Raw genomic sequence first — 24220 nt, 5'->3', positions numbered from 1 at the left:
CGTGAAACAACGCACCCCCCAGGCCTGGATCGACACCGGCATTGTTTCACGTGAAACGGTCGAACGCCTGGAGCTGTATGCGGCCCTGCTGACGCGGTGGAACCCCAGCATCAACCTCGTCTCACCCCGCGATCTGCCCAATCTGTGGGACCGCCATATCGCCGACAGCCTGCAACTGGCGCCTCTGATTTCGGCAGACCACGCCACCGATCTCGGCTCGGGCGGCGGATTTCCCGGCCTCGTGCTGGCGATTGCCACCGGCTGCCGGATGACCCTGATCGAATCGGACCAGCGCAAGGCGGCGTTCCTGCGGGAAGCAGCCAGAGTCACCGGCTGCGAGGTGACCGTCCTCGCCACGCGGATCGAGCAGGCCAAGGTGGCACCCGCGCCCCTCATCACCGCGCGCGCGCTCGCTGCCTTGCCGCAATTGCTGCGCTGGACGGCGCCGCTGCTCACTCCCGGCGGCACCTGCCTGTTTCTCAAGGGCACCCGGGCCGAAGACGAATTGACCCAGGCCGCGGCCGAATGGCAGATGAGCGTCACCCGTATTCCCAGCCGGGTCCATCCCGACGGCGTCATCCTCCAACTGACTGACATCAGGCGTGCCACAGACCAGGCCCAAGGACCGCGTTCCTGACATCATTGCCATCGCCAACCAGAAGGGAGGCGTCGGCAAGACCACCACCGCGATCAATCTCGCGGCCGCCCTCGCCCAGCGTGGCCGGCGCGTCGTGCTGATCGACGCCGACCCACAGGGCAACGCCTCCACCGGGCTCGGCATCGGCCATGCCGCGCGCAAGAACGGCACCTACAGCCTGTTGACCGCCGAAGCCGCTCCGGCCTCGTTGCTGCGCGACACCGAGATCGAGACGCTGAAGGTGATCGGTGCCGACAACGACCTCGCCGGCGCCGAAATCGAACTGGTCGGTGAAGACCGGCGCGAATACCGTCTTGCCGAACGGATGCAGAACGGCAGCTTCCCCGCCGATCTCGTCCTGATCGACTGTCCGCCCAGCCTCGGCCTGCTGACACTCAACGCGCTGGTCGCAGCCAGCATCGTGCTGGTGCCGCTGCAATGCGAATTCTTCGCTCTCGAGGGCGTCTCCCAGCTCACCCGCACCATCGACAGCGTCAAGCGCAGCCTCAATCCTCGCCTGACTCTCGGTGGTCTCGTGCTGACGATGTATGATCGGCGCAACAACCTCTCCGAACTCGTGGCCGACGATGCCCGTGCCTTCTTTGGTACGGCGGTCTTTGACACCCTCATTCCACGCAATATCCGCATCTCCGAGGCGCAGAGCCATGGCCGTCCGGTCGGGCTGTATGACCCACGGTCCAGCGGCGCGCTCGCCTACGATACCCTCGCGACAGAACTGCTTTCCCGACGCGGATACCCAACCCCATGAGTGAGAAGAAGCCTGCCCCCCGCCTCGGCCGCGGTCTTGCCGCCCTGCTTGGCGAACAGGGACGCCCCGAACGGCCCGGTGACGACCTGTCCGTGCTTCCGGTCGATCTGCTCGCACCGGGCCCGTTCCAGCCACGCAAGACAATCGACGACGAGGCGCTGAGCGAGCTCGCCGCCTCGATCCGCGCCCAGGGTGTATTGCAGCCGATCCTGGTACGACCCGACCCGGCCCGTCCAGGCCAGTTCCAGATCATCGCCGGCGAGCGCCGCTGGCGTGCGGCCCAGGCGGCCGGGCTGCATCAGATCCCCGCGCATATCCGTCGCCTCGACGACACCAGTGCGATGGCCGCCGCCCTGATCGAGAACATGCAGCGCCAGGATCTCAATCCGATCGAGGAGGCGGAGGGCCTGCAACGGCTGACCACCGACTTCGAGTTGACCCAGGAGAAGCTTGCCGATGCGATCGGCAAGTCACGCTCGCATGTGGCCAACACCCTGCGTCTGCTCGCTCTGCCCGAGGCGGTTCGCCACGATGTCCGTTCCGGCCAGCTGACCGCTGGCCACGCCCGCGCCCTGCTCGCCCACCCGGACCCAGCCCGCGGCGCCCTGAAGGTCCTCGCCGAACGCCTCACCGTCCGCCAGACCGAGGCGCTGGCGCAGGCCGAAGCCACGGGGGAGCGCCTTGATCCCGAGCGCCGCTACCGTGACGACGCATCATCCCGTCCGCCGCCGCGCGATCCGGAAATCAAGGCGCTCGAACGCGAGCTCCGGGCCCAGCTTGGCCTCGATATCGGCATCACCTTCAATGGCCGTGGCGGATCGGTCCGGATCGGCTACCGCAATCTCGACCAGCTCGACGGCATTCTCGCCCTGCTGCGCGGCGGCCAGTAGCGATCCGAGGTCACGGCGTCATTTTTCGGGTTGCGCTGACGCCCATGTTGCCTTAAGTCCGCCCTCGCTGTGGGCGCATAGCTCAGTTGGTAGAGCAGCTGACTCTTAATCAGCGGGTCCAAGGTTCGAGTCCTTGTGCGCCCACCACAGCTTTCCAGACATGGATCACTTCACCGCTTCGCTCTGAAGCGGTGCGACGGGCTCCGCCTCGTCGTCGCGGCGTGGCGTGATGCGGTTCCACGCGTCGAGTGCTGCGATCTTGTACGCCTCGGCGAGCGTCGGATAGTTGAAGGTGGCATCGATGAAATAGTCGAGCTTGCCGCCGAGATTGAGCACCGCCTGGCCGATATGCACCAGCTCGGTCGCACCTTCGCCGACGATGTGAACACCCAACAGCTTGTGCGTCTGCAACGAGATCAGCAGCTTTAGCATGCCGCCGCGCAGACCCATGATGTGCCCGCGCGAAGTCTCGCGGAACCGCGCCACGCCGCATTCATACGCAATACCCTTGGCGCGCGCCTCCTCCTCGCTGAGCCCGACCGTCGAGATTTCGGGAACCGAATAGATGCCGTAGGGAAAGAATTCCGGTGCATGCGGCAGAGTCTCGGAAAACGCATGACACGCCGCGATCCGCCCCTGCTCGAGCGAGGTCGAAGCCAGCGAGGGAAAACCGATCACGTCACCCGTCGCGTAGATGTTTGGCACCTCCGTCTGGAATGTCTTCGGATTGACGCTGAGCCTGCCACGATGATCTGCACGCAGTCCTGCCGCCGGCAGATTGAGCTGGTCCGTCGCACCGACGCGCCCGGCGGTATAGAGAAGCATTTCCGAACGAACCCTGCGCCCGCCTTCGAGAATCACCACCGGCTGCCCGGCTTCCATCCGGATGGCGTCGATATGTGTGCCGAGACGGAAATTCACGCCCTGGTCGCGAAGCTGATGGGTGAAATCGTCGACGAGTTCACGATCGACGAAATCCAGGATCGTCGCCTTGGGTTCGACCAGCGTGACCCTGACGTCGAGCGCGCTGAAGATGGTCGCGTATTCGATACCGATCACGCCGCCACCCACCACCGTCAGCGATCTCGGCAGCAGGTCGAGATCGACCATGCCGTCGCTGTCAATGACGATGCTTTCATCGAACGGCACATGCGGCGGGCGATACGGCTTGGTACCCACCGCGACGACGATCTTGTCGGCCGACACGGTATGAGATTCGCCGGCCTCGGTGTGGATCTCGACATGGTGCGCATCGACGAACTGAGCGAGGCCCCGCCGCACATCGACGCGGTTGCGTGCAAGCTGGTGTTCGAGAACCTCGACCTCGTAGTCGAGCGTCTTGGCGAGACGCGAGCGCAGGTCGCCCGCGGTGATGTCTTTCTTCACCCGATAGGCCAGACCGTAGAAGCCGCGTTCGCGCCAGCCGGTCAGGTTCAGCACGGTCTCGCGCAGCGTCTTCGACGGGATCGTACCTGTATGCACCGACACACCGCCGACGCGCACGCCCTTGTCCACCAGCAGCACCGACCGACCGAACTTCGCCGCCTGCACCGCGGCCCGCCGTCCCGAAGGACCGCTGCCGATCACAACCAGATCGTAATCGTAGTCCTCGGCCATCGGCCAGCCTCCTCGATCAGAACGGTTTGACGATCACCATGATGACAATGATCACCATCAGCACCGTCGGCACCTCGTTGGCGATCCTATAGAAGCGTTGCGGCCGCGTGTTGCGCTCGTCGAGGAAATCCTTCCGCCAGCGCGAGGCCGCACCGTGGAAGCCGAACAGCCCGGCCACGCAGACCAGCTTCACCCACCACCATCCCGAAGACCAGTCCACCGCACCCGGTGTCAGCACCAGCAGCACGCCGAAGACGAAGGTCGCGATCATCGCCGGGTTGATGATCTGCTTCAGCAGCCGCCGTTCCATCACCTTCAGACGTTCGCTCAGCACGCCGCCGGCGGGTGCGGTGCAGTGATAGACATACAGCCGCGGCAGATAGAACATCCCCGCCATCCAGGCGATCAGCGCGATCACATGAAACGCCTTCAGCCATGGATAGACCGAAGCCAGTGCAGTGATTGTCATGCCCGCACCCTCCTGCGCTGCGGGCAGTCGCGATGTGCCGCGCCACAGGGCGTCGAGTGAGCGTCACGGCAGACACCCGGACCGTCGGTGAGCATCCCGCAGACGAGATCCGACAGACCGCCAATGAAATCGGCGTCCAGCGTCGGTGTTGGAACCCGGACATAGCCCGGCAGACCCAGCCGGTCGGCGAGATGGCGATATTCGATATCGAGCTCGACCAGCGTTTCCGAATGCTCGGAGACGAAGGCGAGCGGCACCACCACCACAGCCCTGCGATCGGCCGCAGCCGCCGCCAGCGCCTGCTCGGTGCTTGGCTCGAGCCATTTCTGCGGTGTGGCGCGCGACTGATAGCAGACCACGGCATCGGTGTCGGCGAATGTGTCCAGCCCGATCGCCGCCGACATCGCCGCGGCCGCCGCCTCCACCTGCATCTGGTACGGATCGCCGGCGGTGACGATGCTTTCAGGCAGCCCGTGCGCCGAATACAGCACCCGCAGCTTCGTGCCCTGCGGCAGCGACATGCGCGCCGCCTCGAGACTTTCGGCCAGCAGCCTGGCGAACGACGCGATGTAACCGGGCTGCGTGTACCAGCAACAGACCGACGCGGTGCGAACCACCAGATCGTGCTTCGCCGCCATCGCGCGCCATTCGGTCAGCGAACTGCCGGTCGTGGTGGTCGAATACTGCGGATACAATGGCAGCAGCACCACCTCGTCCGGCTGCCAGCGTACCACGTCCTGCACCACCGCCTCCGCCCGCGGATGCCAGTAGCGCATGGCGATGAAGCAGCGCGCCTCGATATCCTCGAGGCGCTGGGCCAGCACGGCCGACAGCGCCTGCGCCTGCGCCTCGGTCTGCGCCAGCAGCGGCGAGCTGCCGCCCAGCAGCATGTAGTTCTCGGTCGCCGGCTTGACCCGGCGCGACGTGATCAGCGCCGACAGCAGCGGCCGGATCGGCGGCGGCACACGCAGGATCGCCGGATCGGCGAACAGGTTGTGCAGGAACGGCCGGATCGCCTCCGGACGGTCCGGTGCGCCGAGATTGAACAGCACGACGGCGACACGGCGGGCCTTGGCGTCACTCACGCCGCACGTACCTGCGCGACCAGGGCCGCGACATGCTCCGGCGGCGTCTGCTGCAATACGCCATGGCCGAGATTGAAGATATGTCGCCGTCCGCGCAGCCGCTCGCGGATCGCCGTCACCGCATCCGCCTGGGCCTGACCGCCGGCGAGCAGGGCCAGAGGATCCAGATTGCCCTGCACCCCCATCTGCGGCGGCAGCAGCTCGCAGACCTGATTAAGATCGCAGCCGGTATCGAGACCGACCACATCCACCCCGGTCCGCGCCGCATACTCCGGCAGGCTCAGCCCGGCCAGCCGGGGGAAACCGATGATACGCGCCTGCGGCCGCCCGGCGCGCACGCGATCGACGATCCGTCGGGTCGGCTCGATCACATGCTTCTGGAACTGGTCCGGAGCGAGCAGCCCGGCCCAGCTGTCGAACAGCATCACCGCTTCGGCCCCCGCATCGAGCTGCGCACCCAGATAGGCGGCCGTGGTCTCCTCCAGCAGCCCGATCAACCGTTCGAACAGCTCCGGCTGCGCATAGGCCATCTGTCTGACGGACGCGAACTCCCGGCTGCCGCGCCCCTCGACCATGTAGCAGGCGACGGTGAACGGCGCGCCGGTGAAGCCCAGCAAGGTGGTGTTGCCGCCTCCCGGCCCATCGGGCGCATCCAGGATCGCCCGCAGCCTGCGCAGCGCCTCCAGCACCGGCGCCGTCGCCTCGGGAATGCGGGCCGGATCCAGCCGCTCCAGCGCCGCCTCGTCCCGGATCGGTGCCATGACCGGTCCCTCGCCATCGACGAACTCCAGCGACTGTCCCATGGCCCAGGGCAGGATCAGGATGTCGCTGAACAGGATCGCCCCGTCCATGCCGTAGCGCCGGATCGGCTGGAGCGTGAGTTCCACAGCAATCTCGGGCGTCAGGCAGCGGGTCAGGAAATCGGCCCGCTCGCGCATCGCCCTGAACTCCGGCAGGTAGCGGCCGGCCTGACGCATGAGCCACACCGGCGGCGGCCAGAGAGCCTCGCCCTGCAGCACACGCATCAATCTCTTGTCCGTCACCCGTTTCCGCTCCGAGGCCTCGTCGCCCTCTCCTAAACAATGAGAGAAGATAAAGATATGCGGAGGGGGAGATAGGCCCTGTGGATGACGGGGTACACCCTTCACAGGATTCGTACCCCGGTTTTCCCGTCCCCTGTACAACCCGGACCCGGCTTGAGGATCAGAGACTTGCGGCACTTATCCCGATTCCCCCAGCCTCGGGCTGTGTACAACCCACACCACGACGCAGCGCCCGACGATCGGTACCCGCCATCCCCGGTACCCGCAGCCGATCGAGTCGGGCAGATGGTTTATCCCCATGTCTCGACCTGAACGCGCAGAAAACCCGGCCCGTTGTGAGTCCCTGCCGGCCACCGATCACCTGATCCTGGCCAGCGCCTCGCCCGCCCGCGCCGCCCTGCTGACCGGGGCGGGAGTGGTTTTCACGGTCGCGCCTGCCAGCATCGACGAGGCGGCGGTCCGGCACGCCGCCGTACGCCGGGGCCACGACGTGGCCTGTACGGCAAAACGCCTGGCCTGGCTCAAGGCCCGTCAGGTGGCGCGGCGCACGGCGCTGCATCACCCTTCGCGACGCTGGGTGATCGGCGCGGACCAGATGCTCGAACTGGACGGCGCATGGTTCGACAAACCCGGCAGCCTCGACGCTGCCGCAGCACAACTGCGCCGTTTGCAGGGCCGCACCCACCGCCTGTGGAGCGCATTCAGCCTGTGGTGCGATGGCCGGGAGGTGGCGACGGATGTGGAGACGGCATCGCTGTCGATGCGTCCTCTGACCGAGGCGGACATCGCCCGCTCCGTCGCCGCCGAGGGGGAGGCGCTGTGCGGCTGTGTGGGCGCCTATCGCATCGAGAGCGACGGTGCGGCGCTGTTTACGCGGGTCGAGGGGCGGCAATCGGTGATCATGGGCCTGCCGCTCGAGATGCTGCTGGCTCGATTGGCCGGGCATGATGTCGAAATCGGACATCGAAATCCGATTTCGACCCTGCCGGGGGCTTGATCACCGCCCGCCCCCGGTCTATACGGCCGCCACCCAAGCGGATCATCACGATCCGACAGCACGGCGGGGCCATAGCTCAGTTGGGAGAGCGCCTGAATGGCATTCAGGAGGTCGTCGGTTCGATTCCGATTGGCTCCACCATCTCCGCCGTGCCCCGATCGCTTCAGCTTGCGACCAGAACCGGATGCGCCGTCGCTGATGTCGCCTCGATGTCCAGAGCCTGCTGCATGGCGCGCCGGGCAGCAGGCAGCTCGGCTTCATAATCCTCCGCCGCAAGCGACAGGCTCTCGTTGCTGACCGAGTGATAGACCTGCCAGTCCGCCCAGGCCCCGTGCTTGGACAGTCCGAGCGCCAGCTTGCGGCAGATCAGACGGGTCGCCACCTGCTCGGCGGAGGTGAGGGCGAGCTCATTGACCCGGCTCTGGTCCGGTTCGGCCGCAAACGCCGCGGTCAGCTCGTTTCGTACCCGGTCGATCGCGCTGTAATTGCAGTTGATGAAGACCTGGTGCGTTTCGGGATAGAATCTCGCCGCCATCTGCGAAATGCCACGCTCCTCGATATCGGCTGGATCGCGCAGGGCGACGATCTGCGGCGGCACCTCGTACTCGTCCTCCTCGGCCTCTGGCGGATCCTCGTCGGCCGTCCCGGACTGCTCCGCCTTGGGCTCCTCCGGTGGCAGCACCGGGGGCTCTTCCGGCTCGGGCACCTCGGGCAGGTCGTCCGGTGGCTCCGCGGCTGGCGGCTCGGAAAGCTCCTGGGCGAGCGACTCGGCTTCGGCCGACGTCTCGGGCTCCAGCAGGTCTCTGGTCTCGGTGCTCTCCGTCGCCGGCAGGTCGAAGGCTTCCGCCTCGAGCGGGATCGCCGCGGTCGGATACCAGCGGCGCTTGACGCCGAGCTTGGCGAACAGCGCGGCCATCTCGTCGCGCGCCGACTGCATGTGGTTCGCACTCGGGGCGAGGTCGCGCAGCAGCTCCAGCAGCCATTCCGGACGGAAGCGGTTGACCTGGGCGGCGAAATGCCGGGTCTCGACCTGGGCCTGGTGGCCTTCGCGGTAGCGCATGAACTCGCGATAGCCGTCCGGCAGCACCGGGTAGGAGTCGGAGAGCTCGACCAGCACGGTGAAGTTGCGCGCCCCGAACGTCAGCCCGTAGATCGGTGCCTCGTGACGCCAGATATGGCCATAGCGGAAATCGTACATCTCGCCGCGGAAGATGACTGCCGCGCCGCTGTCGGCGACATGGCCGTCGCGCTGCGACAGGGTGCGCTCGGGATGGGCGGCATCGGTCGCATCGTAGAGGTAGTGGATGCGCACACCGCGATCGACCGCCACGGTCTCATGGCGGGTGAACGCGGTGTCGAGACGCTCGCCGAGTGGAACGAAGCTGTTCCAGCCCTGCTGGTGATGGATCCCCTCGCCGAGCAGGAGTACGGTGCCTTCCGGCAGCGAGAAGAAGCGGCGATGCAGGTAGTGCTCGATCCAGTCGTGGCCGACATGCGGCGCGCCATCGTAAGGGTCGGCCAGCGTGTCCTGATCGGGACGGTTGCCCAGCAGCACCACCTCGGTCCAGTCCTCGGCGACCGGGCGTCCTTCGGCCAGCGCGCGTTCGGTCACGTCGATTACGTCGGCCACCACCCCGTCCGGGCCGGTCTGCATCAGGCGCCCATAGGCCCCGTCGCGCTTGCCCATGACGACCTGATGCACGCGTCCCCCGGTGCAGGAGCGGTAGCGCAGCCCGTGCTGGTTCGACGGCAGGGTGGCCACCTTGGCCCCCATGCCGAAATTCTTCTCGAGCGAGTTGGTCTTGCCGATCGACGAGGCGATGTCGCACATCCGGTGCAGCGACACCGCATCCATGCCGGGACCGGAGTTCCAGATCGCCAGCTTGCGCGCGCCGTCGATCGACAGGCCGCTGATACGCACCTCGCGGCTGCCCTCGGGCGCGGCGGACGCCGCTTCCAGCGCGTTGGTGACCAGCTCGCGAAGCATCATCACCTTCGGGCAGCGCTCGATCATGCTGGCGACGAGAAACGCCTCGTTGCCGACCCGCAGCGGACTGACATCCATCGGAAGTTCTCCTTGATCGCCTGGCTCAGATACCCGAAGCGCATGATGCTCGGCAGCACAGGCAAATTTCAACGCGTGAAATCGTCGCGCCCTGGGACGGGGAGACCCTCTCCACCCGTCCCGCACCGCGCAGCCGGACCCCGATGGCCCATACTGCCGGCCGAACCCAGCGCTCGGGCAGCAACGCAAGGTTGAGTGTGGTGACTTTTGCTGCAGGGCACAACAAAAACCGCACCCGCCTGCCGCACCCGCCTGTCGATCAGGGCGCCGGGGTCTGGGCGGGATGCAGATGCGCCGCCAGCCAGTCGGCCACCACGCGGTGCCACATCAGTGAATCGGCCGGCTTCAACACCCAGTGATTTTCCGCCGGGAACACCAGCAGCCGGCTGTCGATGCCGCGCCGCTGCAGCGCGGTGAACGCGCCGAGTCCCTGCTCGAGCGGGATGCGGTAGTCGCGGCCGCCATGGATGACGAGCTGCGGCACCCGCCAGGCCGCCACGTGATCGGCAGGATTGAATCGCTCGTACGCAGCCGGGTCGGACCACGGCGTATGGCCCGGGCCGCCATGCTCCCATTCCGAGAACCACAGCTCCTCGGTCGAGAACCCCATCATGCGGTCATCGAACACCCCGTCATGGGTGACGAGGCATTTCCACGGCTGGTTCCAGTTGCCGGCGATCCAGTTGACCATGAAGCCGCCATACGACGCGCCGAGCGCACAGGCACGGTCGCCGTCGAGAAAGTCGAAATGCGCCAGCGCCCAGGCCCAGCCCTTGCGGAGGTCCTCGAGCGGCCGGTCCCCCCAGTGCCCGGAGATCGCATCGGTGAAGCCCTGCCCGTAGCCGGTGGAGCCATGGAAATCGATCATCACCGCCGCATAGCCCAGCCCGGCATAGAATTGCGGGTTCCAGCGATACGACCAGTCATCGCCGAACGAGCCCTGCGGGCCGCCATGGATCAGGAACGCCACCGGATAGCGGTGGCCGGGCCGGAAATCCGCCGGCCAGACCACATATCCATGCACGGTCTCGCCATTCCACCCCGGGAACGCGAACTGCTGCCAGGGTGCGAAGGTCGTCGAGGCGAGCTGGGCGCCGCCCACATCCGTCAGCCGCACGATCCTCGCATCCCCCGTGACACCCGGCGCGGGCAGGGCGAGGCTCCAGAGCTGTGCGGGACTGTCCATCGCGTCGCGGTCGATGACGAGCTGCCCCGCCGGCCCGGCCAGCACCGCGCCGACATGCCCGTCCCCGGTCAGCCGGCGCACCGTGCCGGTGGCGATGTCGACCGCGAACGCGCGCAGGCTGCCAAGATCGTCGGCGGTGGCATAGAGCGTGCGCCCGTCGGCCGAGAACAGCAGCGACTGCGCCGAGCGATCCCAGTGCGGGGCGATCTCGCGTGTGGTGCCGGTGGCGAGGTCACGGATCATGATGCCGAAGCGGTCGGCCTCGAAACCCGGGCGCTTCATCGCTCGCCAGGCCAGGCTCCTGCCGTCCGGCGACAGCACGGGCCCACCATCCCAGGCCTTGTTGGCGGCGGTCAGGTTCTCGGGCGCGGTGCGGCCGTCGAGGCCCACCCGGTAGATGTCGAAATTCGTGCTCCATGGCTCGCTGCGCCCTGCCAGCCTCGCGGAGAAGAACACCGAGCGGCCATCCGGCGAGACGGTGAAGTCGCTCTCGTCGCCGAACGGCTTGCCCGGCACGTCGCCGTCGAACCCGGCCATCAGCGGCACCGGCGGCGTATGGCCGTCGAGATCGACCGCATAGAGGTGGTTGCGGGTGCCGTCGGCCCACGTGTCCCAGTGCCGGACGAACAGCCTGTCGAACACCATCCCGGTGGCGTGGTCGGCGGCGCGCGCATCGAGCCGCCGCCGTGTCGCATCCAGAGCGTCCGCGCCCGGCTTCTCCTCGTCGGCGAACACCGCCAGTGCGACCACCGCATGGCGCCCGTCCGGGCTCAGCCGATAGGCCTGGACGTCGAGCGGCAGGTGGGTCAGGGCCTGCGCGCCGCCATCCGGCCCGACCCGCCAGAGCTGGTCCGGCCCCTCGCAATGGCCGATCACCACCACCGAACCGGCACCCGACCATTGCGGCTCGCCCACGCCGTGGAAGCCCGGGCAGGGCAGGGTGAACGTCCTGCCGGCCTCGCCGGGCCGCGTCCCCTGCACCACCAGCGTGGTGGTGGTGCGGTCGGCGGCGAGATCGACATGGCGGACCGTGTAGGCCACCCGGCTGCCGTCGGCGGAGGTCGCCGGGGCGCCGAGCCGGTCCAGCTTGACCAGGGTCTGCGCCGTCAGACCCGCGGCGGCGGCCGGCAGGGTCCAGAGCATCGATGTGGACAGCAGGCGGGCGAGGATGGCGTTCAGGCGCATGGGGCTCCGGTCGGGGAACTGTGTCGTTGCGAACCGTCTTACAGCCGACGCGACGGCGGCGCAGCCCTGCCGGGTTGACTTTGCCGCCCGCCCGCCGGCCTTGTAGCCCGGCTCCAACGCGCCGCCCGCCACGTCCGTCTCCTCCGCATGGGGCCTGCATCCTGTTCCACCATCTCGACCAGCTGCTCCAGCATTATGGCTACGGACTTGTCGGCGTGGTGCTGATGTTCGAGAGCATGGGCCTGCCGTTGCCCGGCGAGAGCCTGCTGATCGGCACCGCGCTCTACTGCGCCACGACGCACCGGCTCGAGATCGGCTGGGTGGTGGCGGTCGCGGTGCTGGGTGCCGCGATGGGCGACAATTTCGGCTACCTGATCGGCCGCAGCCTCGGCTTCAGGCTGCTGGCACGCTACGGCAAGCGCGTCGGACTGACCGACGACCGCCTCACCCTCGGCCGCTACCTGTTCCGCCGCCACGGCGGCAAGGTGGTGTTCTTCGGCCGCTTCATCGCCGTGCTGCGCACCTTCGCCGCCCTGCTCGCCGGGGCCAACCACATGCCCTGGGGCAGCTTCCTGTTCTACAACGCCGCCGGCGCCATCGGCTGGGCGGGCGGCTATGCGCTGGCCGCCTACTGGCTCGGCAAGCGTGCCGCCGCCCTGGCCGGCACCACGGGCATCGTCATCGGGGTGATCGCGGCGATCGTGGTCGCCTGCGCATTCGTCTTCCTCAAGCGCAACGAGCGCCGGCTGACCGAGGAGGCGCTCCGCGCGGCCCGCGCCGAGGAGAAATCGCCGCGCCGCTCCCGACGCTCCGACACGTAACGCGCCTTCAGTCCAGCAGTGCCGCCAGCAGCGAGACGCCATCCGGCGTGTCGAACCAGGATGCATGGCCGAGCAGGAACGTCTCGAAGGCGAGGGCCACCGAATCCGGCTCGCCGCGCAGCACGTGAAAATAGCCGATCTCCGACAGCGCGAAGCCGACATGCACCACCGGCAGCAGGGCGGCCAGCGTCCGCCGCGCCGGGCGGTCGAGCGGCTGGAGCGCGTGATAGCCGTCCAGCAGCGCGCGTGCGATCGCCGGCCGGGCGATCGGCGCGTTGCTGTCGAGATCGAGCCAGGCGACGGCATTGCGCTCGATCGCGGTGGCGAGGTCGAACAGCGCGCAACTGCGATCGGCGAGGCCGAAATCGAGCACCGCCGCCACCTCGCCCGCGCCGCCGGCCGCTTCCGCCTGGGTCCACAGCAGGTTGGAGACGTGCCAGTCGCCATGTGTCCACAGCGGCGGCTGGCGGGGCTCGGCCGCGAACCGCGCCAGCCGCCCGCCCAGCACCTGCATGCAGCGCGACCGCCAGTCCGGCCAGCGCGCCAGGGCCGCGTGCGGCAACGCCGCCGTGCCGACGCTGCCGAGCAGGGCGGCGAGCGGATCGGGCGCATCGAGCGGCGCGAACCGGCCGACCAGCCATGGCGCGCGCCGCGCCGGCGCATCGAAGCCGGCGGCGGCCCGATGCAGTCCGGCCAGCGCGCGACCGGCGGCGACCGCCACCCCCGCCTGCGCCGGCGGCTCCCATGACAGCGTGTCGCGATACACGTCATGCCCCGGCACCGCCGGCAGCACCTCCCACACCCAGCCGGCGGCGAGCTGCGCGGTCGCGCCGTCGCGTCCGGCCAGCGGCACCGGCACGGCGACCCCCTGCCGGGCGAGGGATGCGGCAACGTGGGCGGCGAAGCGGTGCTCGCAGCGCAGATCGTCGACGCTGCGCAGCATCGGGTGGTGGCGCTTGACGAACACTGTGCCGGCGGCGGTGCGCACCCGGGCCGTGGCGGCGAACGGCCTTGGCGCATGCCAGTCGATCTCGAACCACGGTCCGAGGGCGGGCCAGGCCGCCAGCACGTCCGAAAACTCCGCCCCGATCCGCTCCCACGCCGGCGCTGCCGGGTCACGCGTCAGCCCGTGCGCCGCAGCACCGCTCACCGCCCCGTCACCCCGGGGTCCGAATCCGGCGCCCAGGCCAGGCTCCACCGCAGCGCCCGGTCGATGGCCACCCACAGCGCCATCGTCATCGCGGACAGCACCGCCAAAGCCGCGAACATCAGGTCACTCTGCATGCGGATATTGGCGTTCTGCATCACGAAGCCGAGCCCGGCGGATGCACCCACCCATTCGCCGATCACCGCACCGATCGGCGCGATCGCCGCCGCGACCCGCAGCCCCGCCCCGATCACCGGCAGGGCAGCCGGCAGACGCAGGCGCAGCAGCAGCAGCGCAGGGTTCGCATCCATGGTCCGGGCAAGGTCGAGCAGGCCGGGATCGGTGCGCCGCAGCCCGTCGAACGCGGCGGCGGTGACCGGAAAGAAGATCACCAGCGTCGCCATCACGATCTTCGAGCCCATGCCGAAGCCGAACCACAGCACCAGCAGCGGTGCGAGCGCGAACACCGGCACCGCCTGGCTCAGCAGCACCAGCGGCATCAGCCAGCGCCGCAGGGTGGCGAAGGCCACCATCGCCAGCGCGAGCGCCAGTCCGCACGCGCTGCCGAGCACCAGCCCGCACAGCGTCTCGGCGAGCGTGACCGCGGCATTGCCGGCCAGCAGCCCGCGCTGCCGCCACAGACAGGCGGCGACATCCACCGGCCGCGGCAGCAGGTAGTCCGGCACGGCGCCGAAATGCTGGACCGCCGCCCAGACCCCGACCAGCCCCAGCAACGTGATCAGCGGCCGCATCAGCCGATCCCCGCCGCGAGCCGCTCCAGCAGCGCGCCCTGGGCGGCCAGCACCTCCGCATCGTCGCTGCGCCGCGGCACCGGGCCGGGCGGCACCGGATGCTCGATCAGCCGGGCCGGGCGTCCGGCCAGCACCACCAGCCGGTCGGCCAGCCGGCACGCCTCGAGCGCGTCATGAGTGATCAGCAGCACCGTGCGTCCGGCCAGCCTGTCGGCCGCGAGATCCTGGATGCGCAGCCGCGTCGGGCTGTCGAGCGCCGAGAACGGCTCGTCCATCAGTACCACCTTCCGGTTCTCGTACAGCGTGCGGGCCAGGGCCACGCGCTGGCGCATGCCACCAGACAGGGCGGCCGGCATCACGCCGCCGCGTCCGTCCAGTCCCACCGACGCGAGCATCCCCGCCACCCTGTCGCGATCCGGGCGCCGGCCGCGCAGCCTGTCGCCGAGGGCGACATTCGCGGCCGCATCCAGCCAGGGACACAGCAGATCCTGCTGTGCCATCCAGGCGATGCGCCCGGCGAGCGGGCGGCCATCGTCGGCGCGCACCGATCCGCCCGGGCCGTCGGGTGTCTCCAGACCGGCGACGATGCGCAGCAGCGTGGTCTTGCCCACACCGCTCGCCCCCAGCAGCACGGTGAAGCGCCCGGCCTCGAGATCGAGATCGAGATTCTCGAACAGCGTCTCGCCGCCGAAGCGCAGGGTGAGTCCCCGTATCGCGATCGCCGGGGCGGTCGACAGCGCGGTCGGCGGATCCGTCAGCCGCCCGGGCGTGGCAATCTGTGACAAGGCGGCACTCCTGCGGGTCGGGCGGAGCATACAGGCCCGGGCCGCAGCCGCCATCGCGCCCGGACCGCATCGATTGATGCGCTGCACAAAGCAAGCATGATGCAGTGCAGAAACATGTAAACCAATGATTTTCAAACAATTTGCTGCAGTTTCGATTGACAAATACCGGCCCTGGACTACAAACGGTTCAAACAAAGCAGGGTCACAATGCTTACCAGTGAGGAACTTGCCGAAATCCGCACCGCCGTGCCGCATCTCGATGCGATGGCGCTGCGAGCCCTGCGACGCTTCGGGTACGACGTGGTTCGTCTCGAGCCGGAAGTCGCGTCAGTGGCTGTGACTTCGACAGGCACGGCCGCTTCGGCGACCTTCGGCCTCGTCTGAAAGACAACAACAGACAGCCTGCATAAAAATACGGAAACGTCAGACAACTGAAAGACCCGGCCGCAAGGCCGGGTTTTGTTTTGTCCGAACACCCAACCGACCGCTTCATCGCCGAAGCAGGTCATACTAAACTGCGTCGAGAATGGCCTACCTCCCCCTCTCCGGTCTGTCCCTGCGCGACATCGAATATGTCGTCGCCGTCGATGAACTGAGAAACTTCTCCCGCGCCGCCGAACAGTGCGGCGTCAGCCAGGCCGGGCTGTCCGAACAGGTCCGCAAGCTCGAACTCATCCTCGATGTCACGCTGTTCGAGCGCTCCCGCCGGCATGTCGCGCCGACCCCGCAGGGTGCGAAGCTGATCGCGATGATGCGCGACACGCTGGCCAGCGCGCGTCAGCTCCTGCAGGCGGCGCGCAACCAGGGCGGCCCGCTCGAGGGCGTGCTGCGCATCGGCGTGCTGACCACGCTCGGCCCCTACTACCTCCCGCGCATGCTGCCGCAGCTCCGCCAGCACTATCCGTCGCTCGCGCTGCGCCTGTCCGAGGCGATGACCGCGCCGATGCTCCAGCAGCTTCAGGCCAGCGAGCTCGATCTCGCCCTGCTCGCCCTGCCGGCCGGGTCGGATGCGCTGACCGCGGAACCGCTGTTCGACGAACCCTTCATGGCGGTGTTTCCTGCCGGTCATCCGCTGGTGCCCCCCGGGGCCGGCGAGCTGTCGATGGACGGGCTCGACGGCCCGGAGCTACTGTTGCTCGAGGACGGGCACTGCCTTCGCCAGCAGGCGCTGTCGCTCTGTGCGGCGGCCAGCAGCAGCGCCGGCTGGAACGACGCTCGCGGCAGCACACGGCTGGCCACCGGGCTCGAGATGCTGTGGCACATGATCGCCGCCGGCGAGGGCTATTCTCTGATCCCCCGCCTCGCCCTCGACAACCGTGCCGAACTCGATTCGCTGGTGACGATCCGTGCCCTGGGCGGCGAGGCGAGCCGCCGCATCGGCCTGGTCTGGCGCAGCGCCGATCCCAGGCGGGCGGCCTTCAGCGAACTGGCAACCTTCCTGCGCGCTCACGCGCCGGCCAGCTGCCGCCCCCTCGGCTGCGGACAGGACACCCCTCCGGCCTGAAACCCGTCCGCCTCCGCCGCCTTTCCCGCCACGTTCCGTCGATCAGGCCAGACCATGCTGTTGCAGAAACGTCTCGAATTCCGCCCGCGTCGCCCCGGCCTCCTGGGCGCCGGCACGGGTGACGGAATCGGCCGCATAGGCCACCGCGCGGTGCAGCGCCGCCCGCAGGCCGAAGCCCTCGGCGAGATGGGCGGCGAAGGCGCCGATGAACGCGTCGCCGGCGCCGGTGGTGTCGGTGGCGCGTACCCTCACCGGCGCAATCGCATCGACCCCGTCCGCATCGACCAGCAGCGCGCCGTCCGCCCCCAGCGTGACGATCACCCGCCGTATGCCCCGGTCCAGCAGGCTGCGTGCCGCGATCGCGGCCTGGTCGGGCGTGTCCGCGGCCAGCCCGCTGAGCTGCGCAAGCTCGGTCTGATTGGGCACCAGATAGGCGACGCCGCGCAGCCGGTCGAGATCGAGCCTTGCCACCGCCGGCGCGGGGTTCAGACAGACATCGACGCCCGCCTCGTTGGCCCAGTCCACGGTGTGATAGACGGTCTCGAGCGGGATCTCGAGCTGCATCAGCAGCAGCGCGCAGCGCCGCAGGCGGCCCGACGCCTCGCTGACCGCGGCCGGGTCGACATGCCCGTTCGCGCCGGCCACCACCAGGATCGCATTGCCGCCATCGTCGTCGACGAAGATCGGCGCCACCCCGCTCTCGACTCCGCGCAGCGTGCGCACATGTGCGACATCGACGCCCTGCGCGACGAGATTGTCGCGCATCGAGCGGCCGAACATGTCGTCCCCGACCCGGCCGACCATGCTCACCGATGCTCCGAGCTTCGCCGCCGCGACGGCCTGGTTCGCGCCCTTGCCGCCGAACCCCATGTGGAAGCTGCGCGCCGGCCGTGTCTCGCCCAGGGCCGGCATGGCCTCGATGCGGGTGACCAGATCGGTATTGATGCTGCCGATCACCCCGATCGTACCGCCCATCTGCACTGCCTCCCTGATCCCGGCGTGACATGTCCGCCGGTCCGACCGGGTAGACCCGCCGCGGTGGATGTTCAAGCGTCGGCCCGGGCGCGCGGGTGCGGCCGATGAGCGAGCCGGTCAACCGCCGGCGCGGCGACCGCATGGCGCGGCTGCTGCAACTGGTCACGTTGTCGGGAACGCTGACGCTGTCCGATGCGGCGCGCAGCCTCGGCGTGTCGTCGATGACATTGCGGCGCGACCTCGCCGAACCCGGGTGCAGCGTCGAGATGCGCGACGGCCAGCTCTTCAGCCGCGACCGCGACGAGCGCCGCGACGTGGACGATGCGGAGCCGCCCTACTCGGTCGAGCGCAACCAGAGCATGCATTTCGTCGCCAAGATGGCCGCCGGCCGCAACGCCGCGCGGCTCGTCGAACCCGGCGACACGATCTATGTCGACAGCGGCACCACCATGCCGCATCTGCTGGCGGCGCTTCCCGCCAGCCTGCCGGTGACGATCGTGTGCAATGCGCTCAACATCGCCATCGCAGCGACAAGGCTGGTGCGCGCCAGGGTACATCTGCTCGGCGGTGTGCTGGAGCCGGCGTCGCAGAGCTTCTTCTCCGAGGAGGCCTTGCTCGCGCTGACCCGGATCCGGGTCGACAAGGCCTTCATCTCCGCCGGTGGAATCAGCGAGCACGTCGGCGCGACCTTCTCGCTGTTCGCCCCGATCCCGGGCAAGCGGGCCGCGATCGACCATGCGCGGCTGTCGTTCGCGGTCGTCGACTCGAGCAAGCTGCGCCAGGTCAGGCCGGCCCTGATCGCGCCGCTGTTCCGCTTCGAGCAGATCATCACCGACCGCAGCGTTCCGGCTCTGGACGTGCCGGCCGGACAGGTGCAACGAGACCGCATCTGAGCCGCCGGCAGACCGCCGGGGCCGCATGCCGACACGGGGGGCGGGAACCATGGCGCTGACACTGGACGAGGGACTCGACAGGCTGGGCGCACTCGCCGTGCGTACCGGGCTCGGCCTGCGCGCCGGCCAGGAGCTGCTGATCACCGCACCGCTCGAGGCGGTGCCGCTGGTGCGGCGCATCACCGAGCACGCCTATCGCGCCGGCGCGTCGCTGGTGACCACCTTCTACGGCGATGACGTCACCCGCCTCGCGCGTTTCCGGCACGGCCATGCCGACAGTTTCGATACTGCGCCCGGCTGGATGTTCGCCGGCATGGCCGAGGCCTATCGCGGCGGTGCGGCTCGGCTGGCGATCACCGGCGACGATCCCGCCCTGCTGTCCGGCTGCAACCCCGACTTCGTCGCCCGCGCCTCGCGCGCGCAGTCGGTCGCCTACCGCCCCGCGCTGGAACTGATCACCAGCTTCGCCACCAACTGGTCGATCGTCGCCGCCGCCACCCCGGCCTGGGCGGCGATGGTGTTTCCCGACCTGCCGACCGAGGAGGCGGTGGCCGCACTGTGGTCGGCGATCTTCACCGCCTCGCGGGTCGATCACGCCGATCCGGTCGCCGCGTGGGCGGCGCACAACCGCGCCATCCACGCCCGTCGCGACGCGCTCAACGCGCATCGCTTCGCCGCCCTGCATTTTCGCGGCCCCGGCACCGATCTGCGCGTCGGGCTGGCGGACGGGCATCTGTGGGAAGGCGGTGCGGGCGAGGCGCGCAACGGCATCACCTGCAATCCCAACATCCCGACCGAGGAGGTGTTCACCACCCCCCATTGCGCCCGTGTCGAGGGGGTGGTGCGCTCGACCAAGCCGCTCTCCTACCAGGGCACGCTGATCGACGGGATCGCGGTGCGCTTCGAGGCGGGTCGCATCGTCGAGGCGCATGCCGAGCGCGGCGAGACCGTGCTGCAGCGGGTGCTGGCGACCGATGCCGGCGCGAACCGGCTGGGCGAGGTGGCGCTGGTGCCGCATTCGTCGCCGATCTCGGCCAGCGGGCTGCTGTTCGGCAACACGCTGTTCGACGAGAACGCGGCCAGCCACATCGCGCTCGGCCAGGCTTACCGGACCTGCATGCAGGATGCGGACGGGCTCGACGATGCTGCGCTGGAGGCGCGCGGTGCGAATTCCAGCCTGATCCATATCGACTGGATGATCGGCTCCGGCGAGATCGAGGTCGACGGCATCGCCGCCGACGGCAGCGCCTCGCCGCTGATGCGGGCCGGCGAATTCCTCGGCGCGTTCGCTTCCTGAAAAAGGGGTCATCCCGCCGCCGCGGGCTCGGCCGCTGCCGCGACCGGCCGGTCGAAGGCGACATGCAGCATCGCCAGCAATTCGCGGTCGAGATGCGCCTCACGCAGCCGCATGGTGGCGAAGGCCGTCTCCGGCGACAGGGCGGGCTTGTAGGAGCGCGGCTCCACCAGGGCCGAGAAGATGTCGCACACCGTCAGCGCCCGCACCGCGTTGCTGATCCGCCCGCGCCGCAGCCCGTCCGGATAGCCGGAACCGTCGAGATGTTCGTGATGCGACCGGATCATCGCGCAGATCGTCGAACCCAGCCCGGCCGCCTGCGCGATCGCCTCGCCGTGCTGTGTGTGGGTGCGCATGATGGCCATCTCGTCCGCATCGAGCGGGCCCGGCTTGTCGAGGATACGGGGATCGATACGGACCTTGCCGATATCGTGCAGCAGCGCGCCCTGCACGAGCAGGCTCGCCTGATCGCGCCTGACCCGCAGCATCGTCAGCAGGCTCGACATCACGCCGGCCACCATCAGGCTGTGGCGGAACACCGCCTCGTCGATATGGCCGACCGTGCTCAGCCATGCGCGCGCCCCGTCGCGGGCGATGGCATCCATCGTGCCGAGACCGGCCGCATCGAGCGCCTCGATATCCAGAGGCATTCTCGCGCCCGCCTGCTCGAACACCCGCCCGAGATGGCGGCTGACCTGCCGCACCGAACGCTCGACACCCGACCCGTCACACCCGTTGCCGAACATGCGCACGCTGCGTGGCCGGCCGCACATCTCCTCCATGGCGCTCGCTCCCGGCCAATGACGGCAAACCTGCCACCAACAGATTAAGAAATCGCTAAGCGACTGTTTGGGAATGCGCCGTACGGCGCATTCCCAGGTCCCGGCACGGCCCGCACCCCCGCCCGACCACCCATTTCAGCCGACTGTCGTGGGTGGCCGGATGGGGGTGCGGGCCGGTGCCGGACCTTTCACACACACGCCCCGAGGCGCATTCAGCCGGTCGATGGCGGGTCCTGCGGCAGGTGGGTCAGCGGCAGCTCTCCCTCGCTCTTGAGGGTCTCCATCGAGATATAGGCCGACACGTCATGCAACTCGAGCCGGGCCACCAGGCGCTTGTAGACGGTGTCGTAGTATTCGACGTTCGGCAGCACGATCTTCATGATGTAGTCGAAGCTGCCGGTGACGCGGTGCACCTCGACGATCTCGTCGATCTGCGCGATCGTCGTGCGCAGCGCCTCGGTCTGTCCGGGGCTGTGTCCGCTGACCTTGATCACCGCGAACACGGTGGTCGGCACGCCGACCGCGCGCCGGTCGAGCAGGGCCACCAGCCGCCGGATGACGCCGCGCCGGCGAAGCTGGGCGATGCGGCGCGAACAGGCGGACGGCGACAGATGCACCCGTTCGGCCAGCTCGTTGAGCGACAGGTCGGCGTCGCGTTGCAGCAGTCCGAGCAGCTGGACGTCGCGATCCTCGATCATCTTCCCTCACCACACGCAAAAATCTTGCAGATTTTATCCAATACTCGCCCTTATTTTGCGGAAATTCTGGATATCAGGCGGAAAATAGCACGAACCTTGCTTCAGACCCGCAATAGATTCCCTGTGACGCGAGACATCGGGCGGCCCTCTCATGACATTGAAAACGATCGGTCTTCTCGGCGGGATGAGCTGGCAGAGCACCGCCATCTATTACGACCAGATCAACCGGATGGTCGAAGCCAGTCTCGGTGGCCTGCATTCGGCGCGTATCGTCCTGGTCTCGGTCGACTTCGCCGAGATCGTCGCCGCCCAGCGCGCCGGGCGCTGGGACCTTGCCGGTCAGAGGCTCGCCGAGGGCGCGCGCGCGCTGCGTCGGGCCGGTGCGGACTGCGTGCTCATCTGCACCAACACCATGCACCTCGTCGCCAGCGACGTCGCCGCGGCGACCGACCTCCCGCTGATCGACATCATCGACGCCACCGGCGCCGCCCTGCTGGCCGCGGGGCGGACGAACCCGCTGCTGCTGGCCACCGCCTACACCATGCAGCATGGCTTCTATCAGCAGCGCATGCGCGAGGGCTCGGCACTCGAGGTGAGCGTGCCGCCCGAGGCGCAGCGTGCGCAGATGCACGGCATCATCTTCGACGAGCTGTGCCGCGGCACCGTGCGCGACAGCTCCCGCGCCTGCGTGCAGGCGATGGTCGCCGAAGCGGCGGCGGCGGGCGCCGACAGCGTGATCCTCGGCTGCACCGAGATCTGCATGCTGGTCGACGGTACCGCCCTGGCCCTGCCGTGCTTCGATTCCACACGCATCCACGCCGAGGCGGCGGTCGCCTTCGCGCTCTCGGGGATGGACCTGGCAGACCGCGCCGCCTGATCGGCTCAGATCAGGCAGAGCGAGGCCAGCTCGCGCCGCAGTCCCGGCGGCAGCGCGGTGGTGTCGGCCGGCCCGGCGTCGAGATCGGGCGGCGCGTCGGCCGCCGACAGGTAGCGCCAGCCCTGAAACGCCCGCATCCTGCGCGGTGCCACCGCGACCAGCGGGCCCTGCAGCACCACGGCGGTGCAGTCGGAGCCGTCCTCGCGCGTGTCGGGCACGAAACCGGCAATGCGCTGACGGGCCTGGACCACGCCGGCCACCACCCAGTAGATCGAACCGGCGCCTGCGAGGATGTCCGCCGCCCGCTTCGGATGGTTGCGGGTCAGCAGATAGGGCCCGCCGTGGCGGGCATGGCCGCGTCGCGCCTGGAAGCCGGCGATCGCCTCGATGCTGTCCGCGCCCACCGCCAGCTTGATCAGATGCAGCGTCATCGCCGGCTCATCGCGGCAGGCTGCCATCGGCCTTGAGCACCTCTCCGGCGAGATAGAGCGAGCCGCAGACCAGCACCCGCGCGGCGGGAGAGGCGGGGGCCTCGCCCGACAGTTTCGCCAGCGCATCGGCAACGGTCGGGCCAGGCTGCGCGATCCCGCCCGAGGCGGCGACGATCTCGGCTACCGGCAGGGCGAGATGCTGGTCGGGCTCGGCGACTGCCCAGACGCTCCGCACGTGCGCCAGCAGCGGGGTGAGAAATCCGGCGGCATTCTTGCTCTGCTTCATGCCGACCAGCAGATGCAGCGGCCGGTCCGACCAGCCGGCGAGCGTGTCGGCCAGTGCGAGGCCGGCGCCGGGGTTATGGCCGCCGTCCAGCCACAGCTCCCAGCCGGGCGGCAGGCGCGCGGCGAGCGCTCCATGCAGGCGTTGCAGCCGTCCCGGCCAGTCGATCCGGGCAATACCCTCCCACGCCCGCCCGGGCAGCACCGGCAGTCCGTCGCCCGCGTGCAGGGCGGCGCGCAGCGCGGCGACGGCAAGGCCGGTATTGTCGATCTGGTGCGCCCCGGGCAGCGACGGCAGCGGCAGGTCGAGCGATCCGTGCCGGTCGCGATAGGCCAGCCGGTCGCCGGCGGGCTCGATCCACCAGTCGCGGTCGCGCAGCCACAGCGTCGCGTCCTTCGCCCGGGCCTCCGCCTCGATCACCTCGATCACCTCGCGGGCCTGCCGCCCGGTGACCACCGGGACGCCCGGCTTGATGATGCCGGCCTTCTCGCCGGCGATCCCGGCGAGGCTGTCGCCGAGAAAGGCCTCGTGATCCATCGAGATCGAGGCGATCGCGCAGGCGGCGGGCCGGTCGAGCAGGTTGGTGGCGTCATAGCGACCGCCCAGGCCCACCTCGACGACCGCGAGCTCGGCCGGATGACGCGAGAACAGCAGCAGCCAGACGGCGGTCAGCACCTCGAAGATGGTGATCGGCGCGCCTGCGTTGACCCGCTCGATCTCGGCCAGCGTGTCGGCGAGTTCGGTGTCGTCCACCAGACGGCCGGCGATGCGGAAGCGCTCGTTGAGTGCGACCAGATGCGGCGAGACGGTGACATGCGTACGCCAGCCGGCGGCCTCGGCGATCGCCCGCAGCGTCGCACAGGTGCTGCCCTTGCCGTTGGTGCCGGCGACGTGGATGACCGGCGGCAGTGCGCGTTCGGGGTGGCCGAGCCGGGCGGCGAGACGCTCGATCCGGCCGAGAGAGAGGTCGATGAGCTGCGGATAGAGATGATGCAGCCGTTCGAGGATCGCATCCATCCGCCCGGCCTCGCCGCT

Annotated in this window: 24 protein-coding genes and 2 tRNA genes; 12 read left to right on the top strand and 14 right to left on the bottom strand. The window is 69.0% G+C overall.

The features are described from left to right. Position 1 precedes the first annotated feature (1 nt). The 4 genes from rsmG to FHR90_RS00380 all read left to right on the top strand — a co-directional run bounded on the left by rsmG (position 2) and on the right by FHR90_RS00380 (position 2443). Entirely contained in the window at positions 2–637 is a 636-nt protein-coding gene (gene rsmG / locus FHR90_RS00395; protein WP_266152674.1) for a 16S rRNA (guanine(527)-N(7))-methyltransferase RsmG, read from the top strand. Then, positions 603–1406, top strand: a complete 804-nt coding sequence (locus FHR90_RS00390) for a ParA family protein (RefSeq protein ID WP_176621934.1) — start codon at positions 603–605, stop codon at positions 1404–1406. The genes rsmG and FHR90_RS00390 overlap by 35 nt, the downstream gene beginning before the upstream one ends. After that, positions 1403–2296, top strand: a complete 894-nt coding sequence (locus FHR90_RS00385) for a ParB/RepB/Spo0J family partition protein (protein ID WP_176621935.1) — start codon at positions 1403–1405, stop codon at positions 2294–2296. Before FHR90_RS00390 ends, FHR90_RS00385 begins: the two co-directional genes overlap by 4 nt. 71 nt (positions 2297–2367) lie before the next feature. Further along, positions 2368–2443: transfer RNA gene (locus tag FHR90_RS00380), tRNA-Lys, on the top strand. 18 nt (positions 2444–2461) lie between these two features. Here the strand turns inward: FHR90_RS00380 and sthA are convergent. Genes sthA through hemE form a run of 4 tightly spaced genes read right to left on the bottom strand, consistent with a single transcriptional unit; the run spans position 2462 to position 6492 of the window. After that, a complete protein-coding gene (sthA, locus tag FHR90_RS00375; RefSeq protein WP_176621936.1) occupies positions 2462–3913 on the bottom strand; it encodes a Si-specific NAD(P)(+) transhydrogenase in 1452 nt (483 codons plus the stop codon). Positions 3914–3929: 16 nt separating this feature from the next. Beyond that, positions 3930–4382 (bottom strand): protoporphyrinogen oxidase HemJ, encoded by a 453-nt coding sequence (hemJ, locus tag FHR90_RS00370; RefSeq protein ID WP_176621937.1) that lies wholly within the window; start codon positions 4380–4382, stop codon positions 3930–3932. Continuing rightward, a complete protein-coding gene (gene hemH / locus FHR90_RS00365; protein ID WP_176621938.1) occupies positions 4379–5467 on the bottom strand; it encodes a ferrochelatase in 1089 nt (362 codons plus the stop codon). The genes hemJ and hemH overlap by 4 nt, the downstream gene beginning before the upstream one ends. Then, the gene (gene hemE, locus FHR90_RS00360) at positions 5464–6492 is read right to left on the bottom strand and encodes a uroporphyrinogen decarboxylase (protein ID WP_218061908.1); all 1029 of its coding nucleotides are present in this window, start codon (positions 6490–6492) and stop codon (positions 5464–5466) included. The genes hemH and hemE overlap by 4 nt, the downstream gene beginning before the upstream one ends. Positions 6493–6808: 316 nt before the next feature. Between hemE and FHR90_RS00355 the strand changes: the two genes are divergently transcribed. Then, the gene (locus FHR90_RS00355) at positions 6809–7507 is read left to right on the top strand and encodes a Maf family protein (RefSeq protein WP_176621940.1); all 699 of its coding nucleotides are present in this window, start codon (positions 6809–6811) and stop codon (positions 7505–7507) included. 65 nt (positions 7508–7572) lie between these two features. Continuing rightward, positions 7573–7648, top strand: a tRNA-Ala gene (locus tag FHR90_RS00350). Between the two features lie 22 nt (positions 7649–7670). Here FHR90_RS00350 and FHR90_RS00345 read toward each other — a convergent pair. Both FHR90_RS00345 and FHR90_RS00340 read right to left on the bottom strand, forming a co-directional pair. Beyond that, a complete protein-coding gene (locus FHR90_RS00345; RefSeq protein WP_176621941.1) occupies positions 7671–9572 on the bottom strand; it encodes an ATP-binding protein in 1902 nt (633 codons plus the stop codon). Positions 9573–9831: 259 nt separating this feature from the next. Next, positions 9832–11943, bottom strand: coding sequence for a S9 family peptidase (locus tag FHR90_RS00340; protein ID WP_176621942.1), 2112 nt, complete (start codon positions 11941–11943; stop codon positions 9832–9834). A gap of 158 nt (positions 11944–12101) precedes the next feature. Here FHR90_RS00340 and FHR90_RS00335 point away from each other — a divergent pair, with 158 nt between their 5' ends. After that, complete coding sequence (locus FHR90_RS00335) at positions 12102–12764, top strand: DedA family protein (protein ID WP_394367823.1); 663 nt, start codon at positions 12102–12104, stop codon at positions 12762–12764. Positions 12765–12771: 7 nt separating this feature from the next. Here the strand turns inward: FHR90_RS00335 and FHR90_RS00330 are convergent, their stop codons facing one another. The 3 genes from FHR90_RS00330 to FHR90_RS00320 are packed head-to-tail and all read right to left on the bottom strand — an operon-like array spanning position 12772 to position 15448. Further along, positions 12772–13914, bottom strand: a complete 1143-nt coding sequence (locus FHR90_RS00330) for a phosphotransferase (RefSeq protein WP_183274571.1) — start codon at positions 13912–13914, stop codon at positions 12772–12774. After that, positions 13911–14663, bottom strand: coding sequence for an ABC transporter permease (locus FHR90_RS00325; RefSeq protein ID WP_183274570.1), 753 nt, complete (start codon positions 14661–14663; stop codon positions 13911–13913). The genes FHR90_RS00330 and FHR90_RS00325 overlap by 4 nt, the downstream gene beginning before the upstream one ends. Next, positions 14663–15448: an ABC transporter ATP-binding protein gene (locus FHR90_RS00320; RefSeq protein ID WP_246329931.1), complete on the bottom strand. Its 786-nt coding sequence runs from the start codon at positions 15446–15448 to the stop codon at positions 14663–14665. The genes FHR90_RS00325 and FHR90_RS00320 overlap by 1 nt, the downstream gene beginning before the upstream one ends. A gap of 207 nt (positions 15449–15655) precedes the next feature. Between FHR90_RS00320 and FHR90_RS00315 the strand changes: the two genes are divergently transcribed. Both FHR90_RS00315 and FHR90_RS00310 read left to right on the top strand, forming a co-directional pair. After that, a complete protein-coding gene (locus tag FHR90_RS00315; protein WP_176623538.1) occupies positions 15656–15832 on the top strand; it encodes a hypothetical protein in 177 nt (58 codons plus the stop codon). 142 nt (positions 15833–15974) lie between these two features. Then, on the top strand, positions 15975–16952 hold the full coding sequence (locus FHR90_RS00310; RefSeq protein ID WP_176623536.1) for a LysR substrate-binding domain-containing protein: 978 nt from the start codon (positions 15975–15977) through the stop codon (positions 16950–16952). Positions 16953–16994: 42 nt separating this feature from the next. Here the strand turns inward: FHR90_RS00310 and rbsK are convergent, their stop codons facing one another. Then, positions 16995–17927: a ribokinase gene (gene rbsK / locus FHR90_RS00305; protein ID WP_176623534.1), complete on the bottom strand. Its 933-nt coding sequence runs from the start codon at positions 17925–17927 to the stop codon at positions 16995–16997. Between the two features lie 104 nt (positions 17928–18031). Between rbsK and FHR90_RS00300 the strand changes: the two genes are divergently transcribed. Together FHR90_RS00300 and FHR90_RS00295 are read left to right on the top strand one after the other, a co-directional pair. Further along, entirely contained in the window at positions 18032–18820 is a 789-nt protein-coding gene (locus FHR90_RS00300) for a DeoR/GlpR family DNA-binding transcription regulator (RefSeq protein WP_176623532.1), read from the top strand. Positions 18821–18869: 49 nt separating this feature from the next. After that, positions 18870–20117 carry an aminopeptidase gene (locus tag FHR90_RS00295; protein ID WP_246329930.1) on the top strand — a complete coding sequence of 416 codons (1248 nt, stop codon included), beginning with the start codon at positions 18870–18872 and terminating at the stop codon, positions 20115–20117. Between the two features lie 8 nt (positions 20118–20125). Here the strand turns inward: FHR90_RS00295 and FHR90_RS00290 are convergent, their stop codons facing one another. Both FHR90_RS00290 and FHR90_RS00285 read right to left on the bottom strand, forming a co-directional pair. Next, a complete protein-coding gene (locus FHR90_RS00290) occupies positions 20126–20896 on the bottom strand; it encodes an HD-GYP domain-containing protein (protein WP_176623529.1) in 771 nt (256 codons plus the stop codon). A gap of 212 nt (positions 20897–21108) precedes the next feature. Next, positions 21109–21594: an Lrp/AsnC family transcriptional regulator gene (locus FHR90_RS00285; protein WP_176623526.1), complete on the bottom strand. Its 486-nt coding sequence runs from the start codon at positions 21592–21594 to the stop codon at positions 21109–21111. A gap of 151 nt (positions 21595–21745) precedes the next feature. Between FHR90_RS00285 and FHR90_RS00280 the strand changes: the two genes are divergently transcribed. Beyond that, a complete protein-coding gene (locus FHR90_RS00280) occupies positions 21746–22471 on the top strand; it encodes an aspartate/glutamate racemase family protein (protein WP_246329929.1) in 726 nt (241 codons plus the stop codon). A gap of 5 nt (positions 22472–22476) precedes the next feature. Here FHR90_RS00280 and FHR90_RS00275 read toward each other — a convergent pair whose 3' ends face one another. Beyond that, positions 22477–22902: a DUF1489 family protein gene (locus FHR90_RS00275; protein WP_183274568.1), complete on the bottom strand. Its 426-nt coding sequence runs from the start codon at positions 22900–22902 to the stop codon at positions 22477–22479. Between the two features lie 7 nt (positions 22903–22909). Next, entirely contained in the window at positions 22910–24202 is a 1293-nt protein-coding gene (locus tag FHR90_RS00270; RefSeq protein WP_183274660.1) for a bifunctional folylpolyglutamate synthase/dihydrofolate synthase, read from the bottom strand. Positions 24203–24220: the final 18 nt, after the last annotated feature.

This window comes from Endobacter medicaginis, assembly GCF_014192375.1.
GTDB lineage: Bacteria > Pseudomonadota > Alphaproteobacteria > Acetobacterales > Acetobacteraceae > Endobacter > Endobacter medicaginis.
This window is presented reverse-complemented; position numbering and strand designations above follow the sequence as displayed.

Bases quoted from the DNA above. Each gene is read 5' to 3' on its own strand.
- FHR90_RS00340 (WP_176621942.1), bottom strand. From the start codon at position 11,943: ATGCGCCTGAACGCCATCCTCGCCCGCCTGCTGTCCACATCGATGCTC.
- hemE (WP_218061908.1), bottom strand. From the start codon at position 6,492: ATGCGTGTGCTGCAGGGCGAGGCTCTCTGGCCGCCGCCGGTGTGGCTC.
- FHR90_RS00275 (WP_183274568.1), bottom strand. From the start codon at position 22,902: ATGACGCTGCATCTGATCAAGCTGGCGGTGGGCGCGGACAGCATCGAG.
- FHR90_RS00310 (WP_176623536.1), top strand. From the start codon at position 15,975: ATGGCCTACCTCCCCCTCTCCGGTCTGTCCCTGCGCGACATCGAATAT.
- FHR90_RS00285 (WP_176623526.1), bottom strand. From the start codon at position 21,594: ATGATCGAGGATCGCGACGTCCAGCTGCTCGGACTGCTGCAACGCGAC.
- FHR90_RS00300 (WP_176623532.1), top strand. From the start codon at position 18,032: ATGAGCGAGCCGGTCAACCGCCGGCGCGGCGACCGCATGGCGCGGCTG.
- FHR90_RS00295 (WP_246329930.1), top strand. From the start codon at position 18,870: ATGGCGCTGACACTGGACGAGGGACTCGACAGGCTGGGCGCACTCGCC.
- sthA (WP_176621936.1), bottom strand. From the start codon at position 3,913: ATGGCCGAGGACTACGATTACGATCTGGTTGTGATCGGCAGCGGTCCT.
- FHR90_RS00325 (WP_183274570.1), bottom strand. From the start codon at position 14,663: ATGCGGCCGCTGATCACGTTGCTGGGGCTGGTCGGGGTCTGGGCGGCG.
- FHR90_RS00270 (WP_183274660.1), bottom strand. From the start codon at position 24,202: ATGGATGCGATCCTCGAACGGCTGCATCATCTCTATCCGCAGCTCATC.
- hemJ (WP_176621937.1), bottom strand. From the start codon at position 4,382: ATGACAATCACTGCACTGGCTTCGGTCTATCCATGGCTGAAGGCGTTT.
- rbsK (WP_176623534.1), bottom strand. From the start codon at position 17,927: ATGGGCGGTACGATCGGGGTGATCGGCAGCATCAATACCGATCTGGTC.
- FHR90_RS00315 (WP_176623538.1), top strand. From the start codon at position 15,656: ATGCTTACCAGTGAGGAACTTGCCGAAATCCGCACCGCCGTGCCGCAT.
- FHR90_RS00280 (WP_246329929.1), top strand. From the start codon at position 21,746: ATGACATTGAAAACGATCGGTCTTCTCGGCGGGATGAGCTGGCAGAGC.
- FHR90_RS00385 (WP_176621935.1), top strand. From the start codon at position 1,403: ATGAGTGAGAAGAAGCCTGCCCCCCGCCTCGGCCGCGGTCTTGCCGCC.
- FHR90_RS00355 (WP_176621940.1), top strand. From the start codon at position 6,809: ATGTCTCGACCTGAACGCGCAGAAAACCCGGCCCGTTGTGAGTCCCTG.
- FHR90_RS00290 (WP_176623529.1), bottom strand. From the start codon at position 20,896: ATGGAGGAGATGTGCGGCCGGCCACGCAGCGTGCGCATGTTCGGCAAC.
- FHR90_RS00345 (WP_176621941.1), bottom strand. From the start codon at position 9,572: ATGGATGTCAGTCCGCTGCGGGTCGGCAACGAGGCGTTTCTCGTCGCC.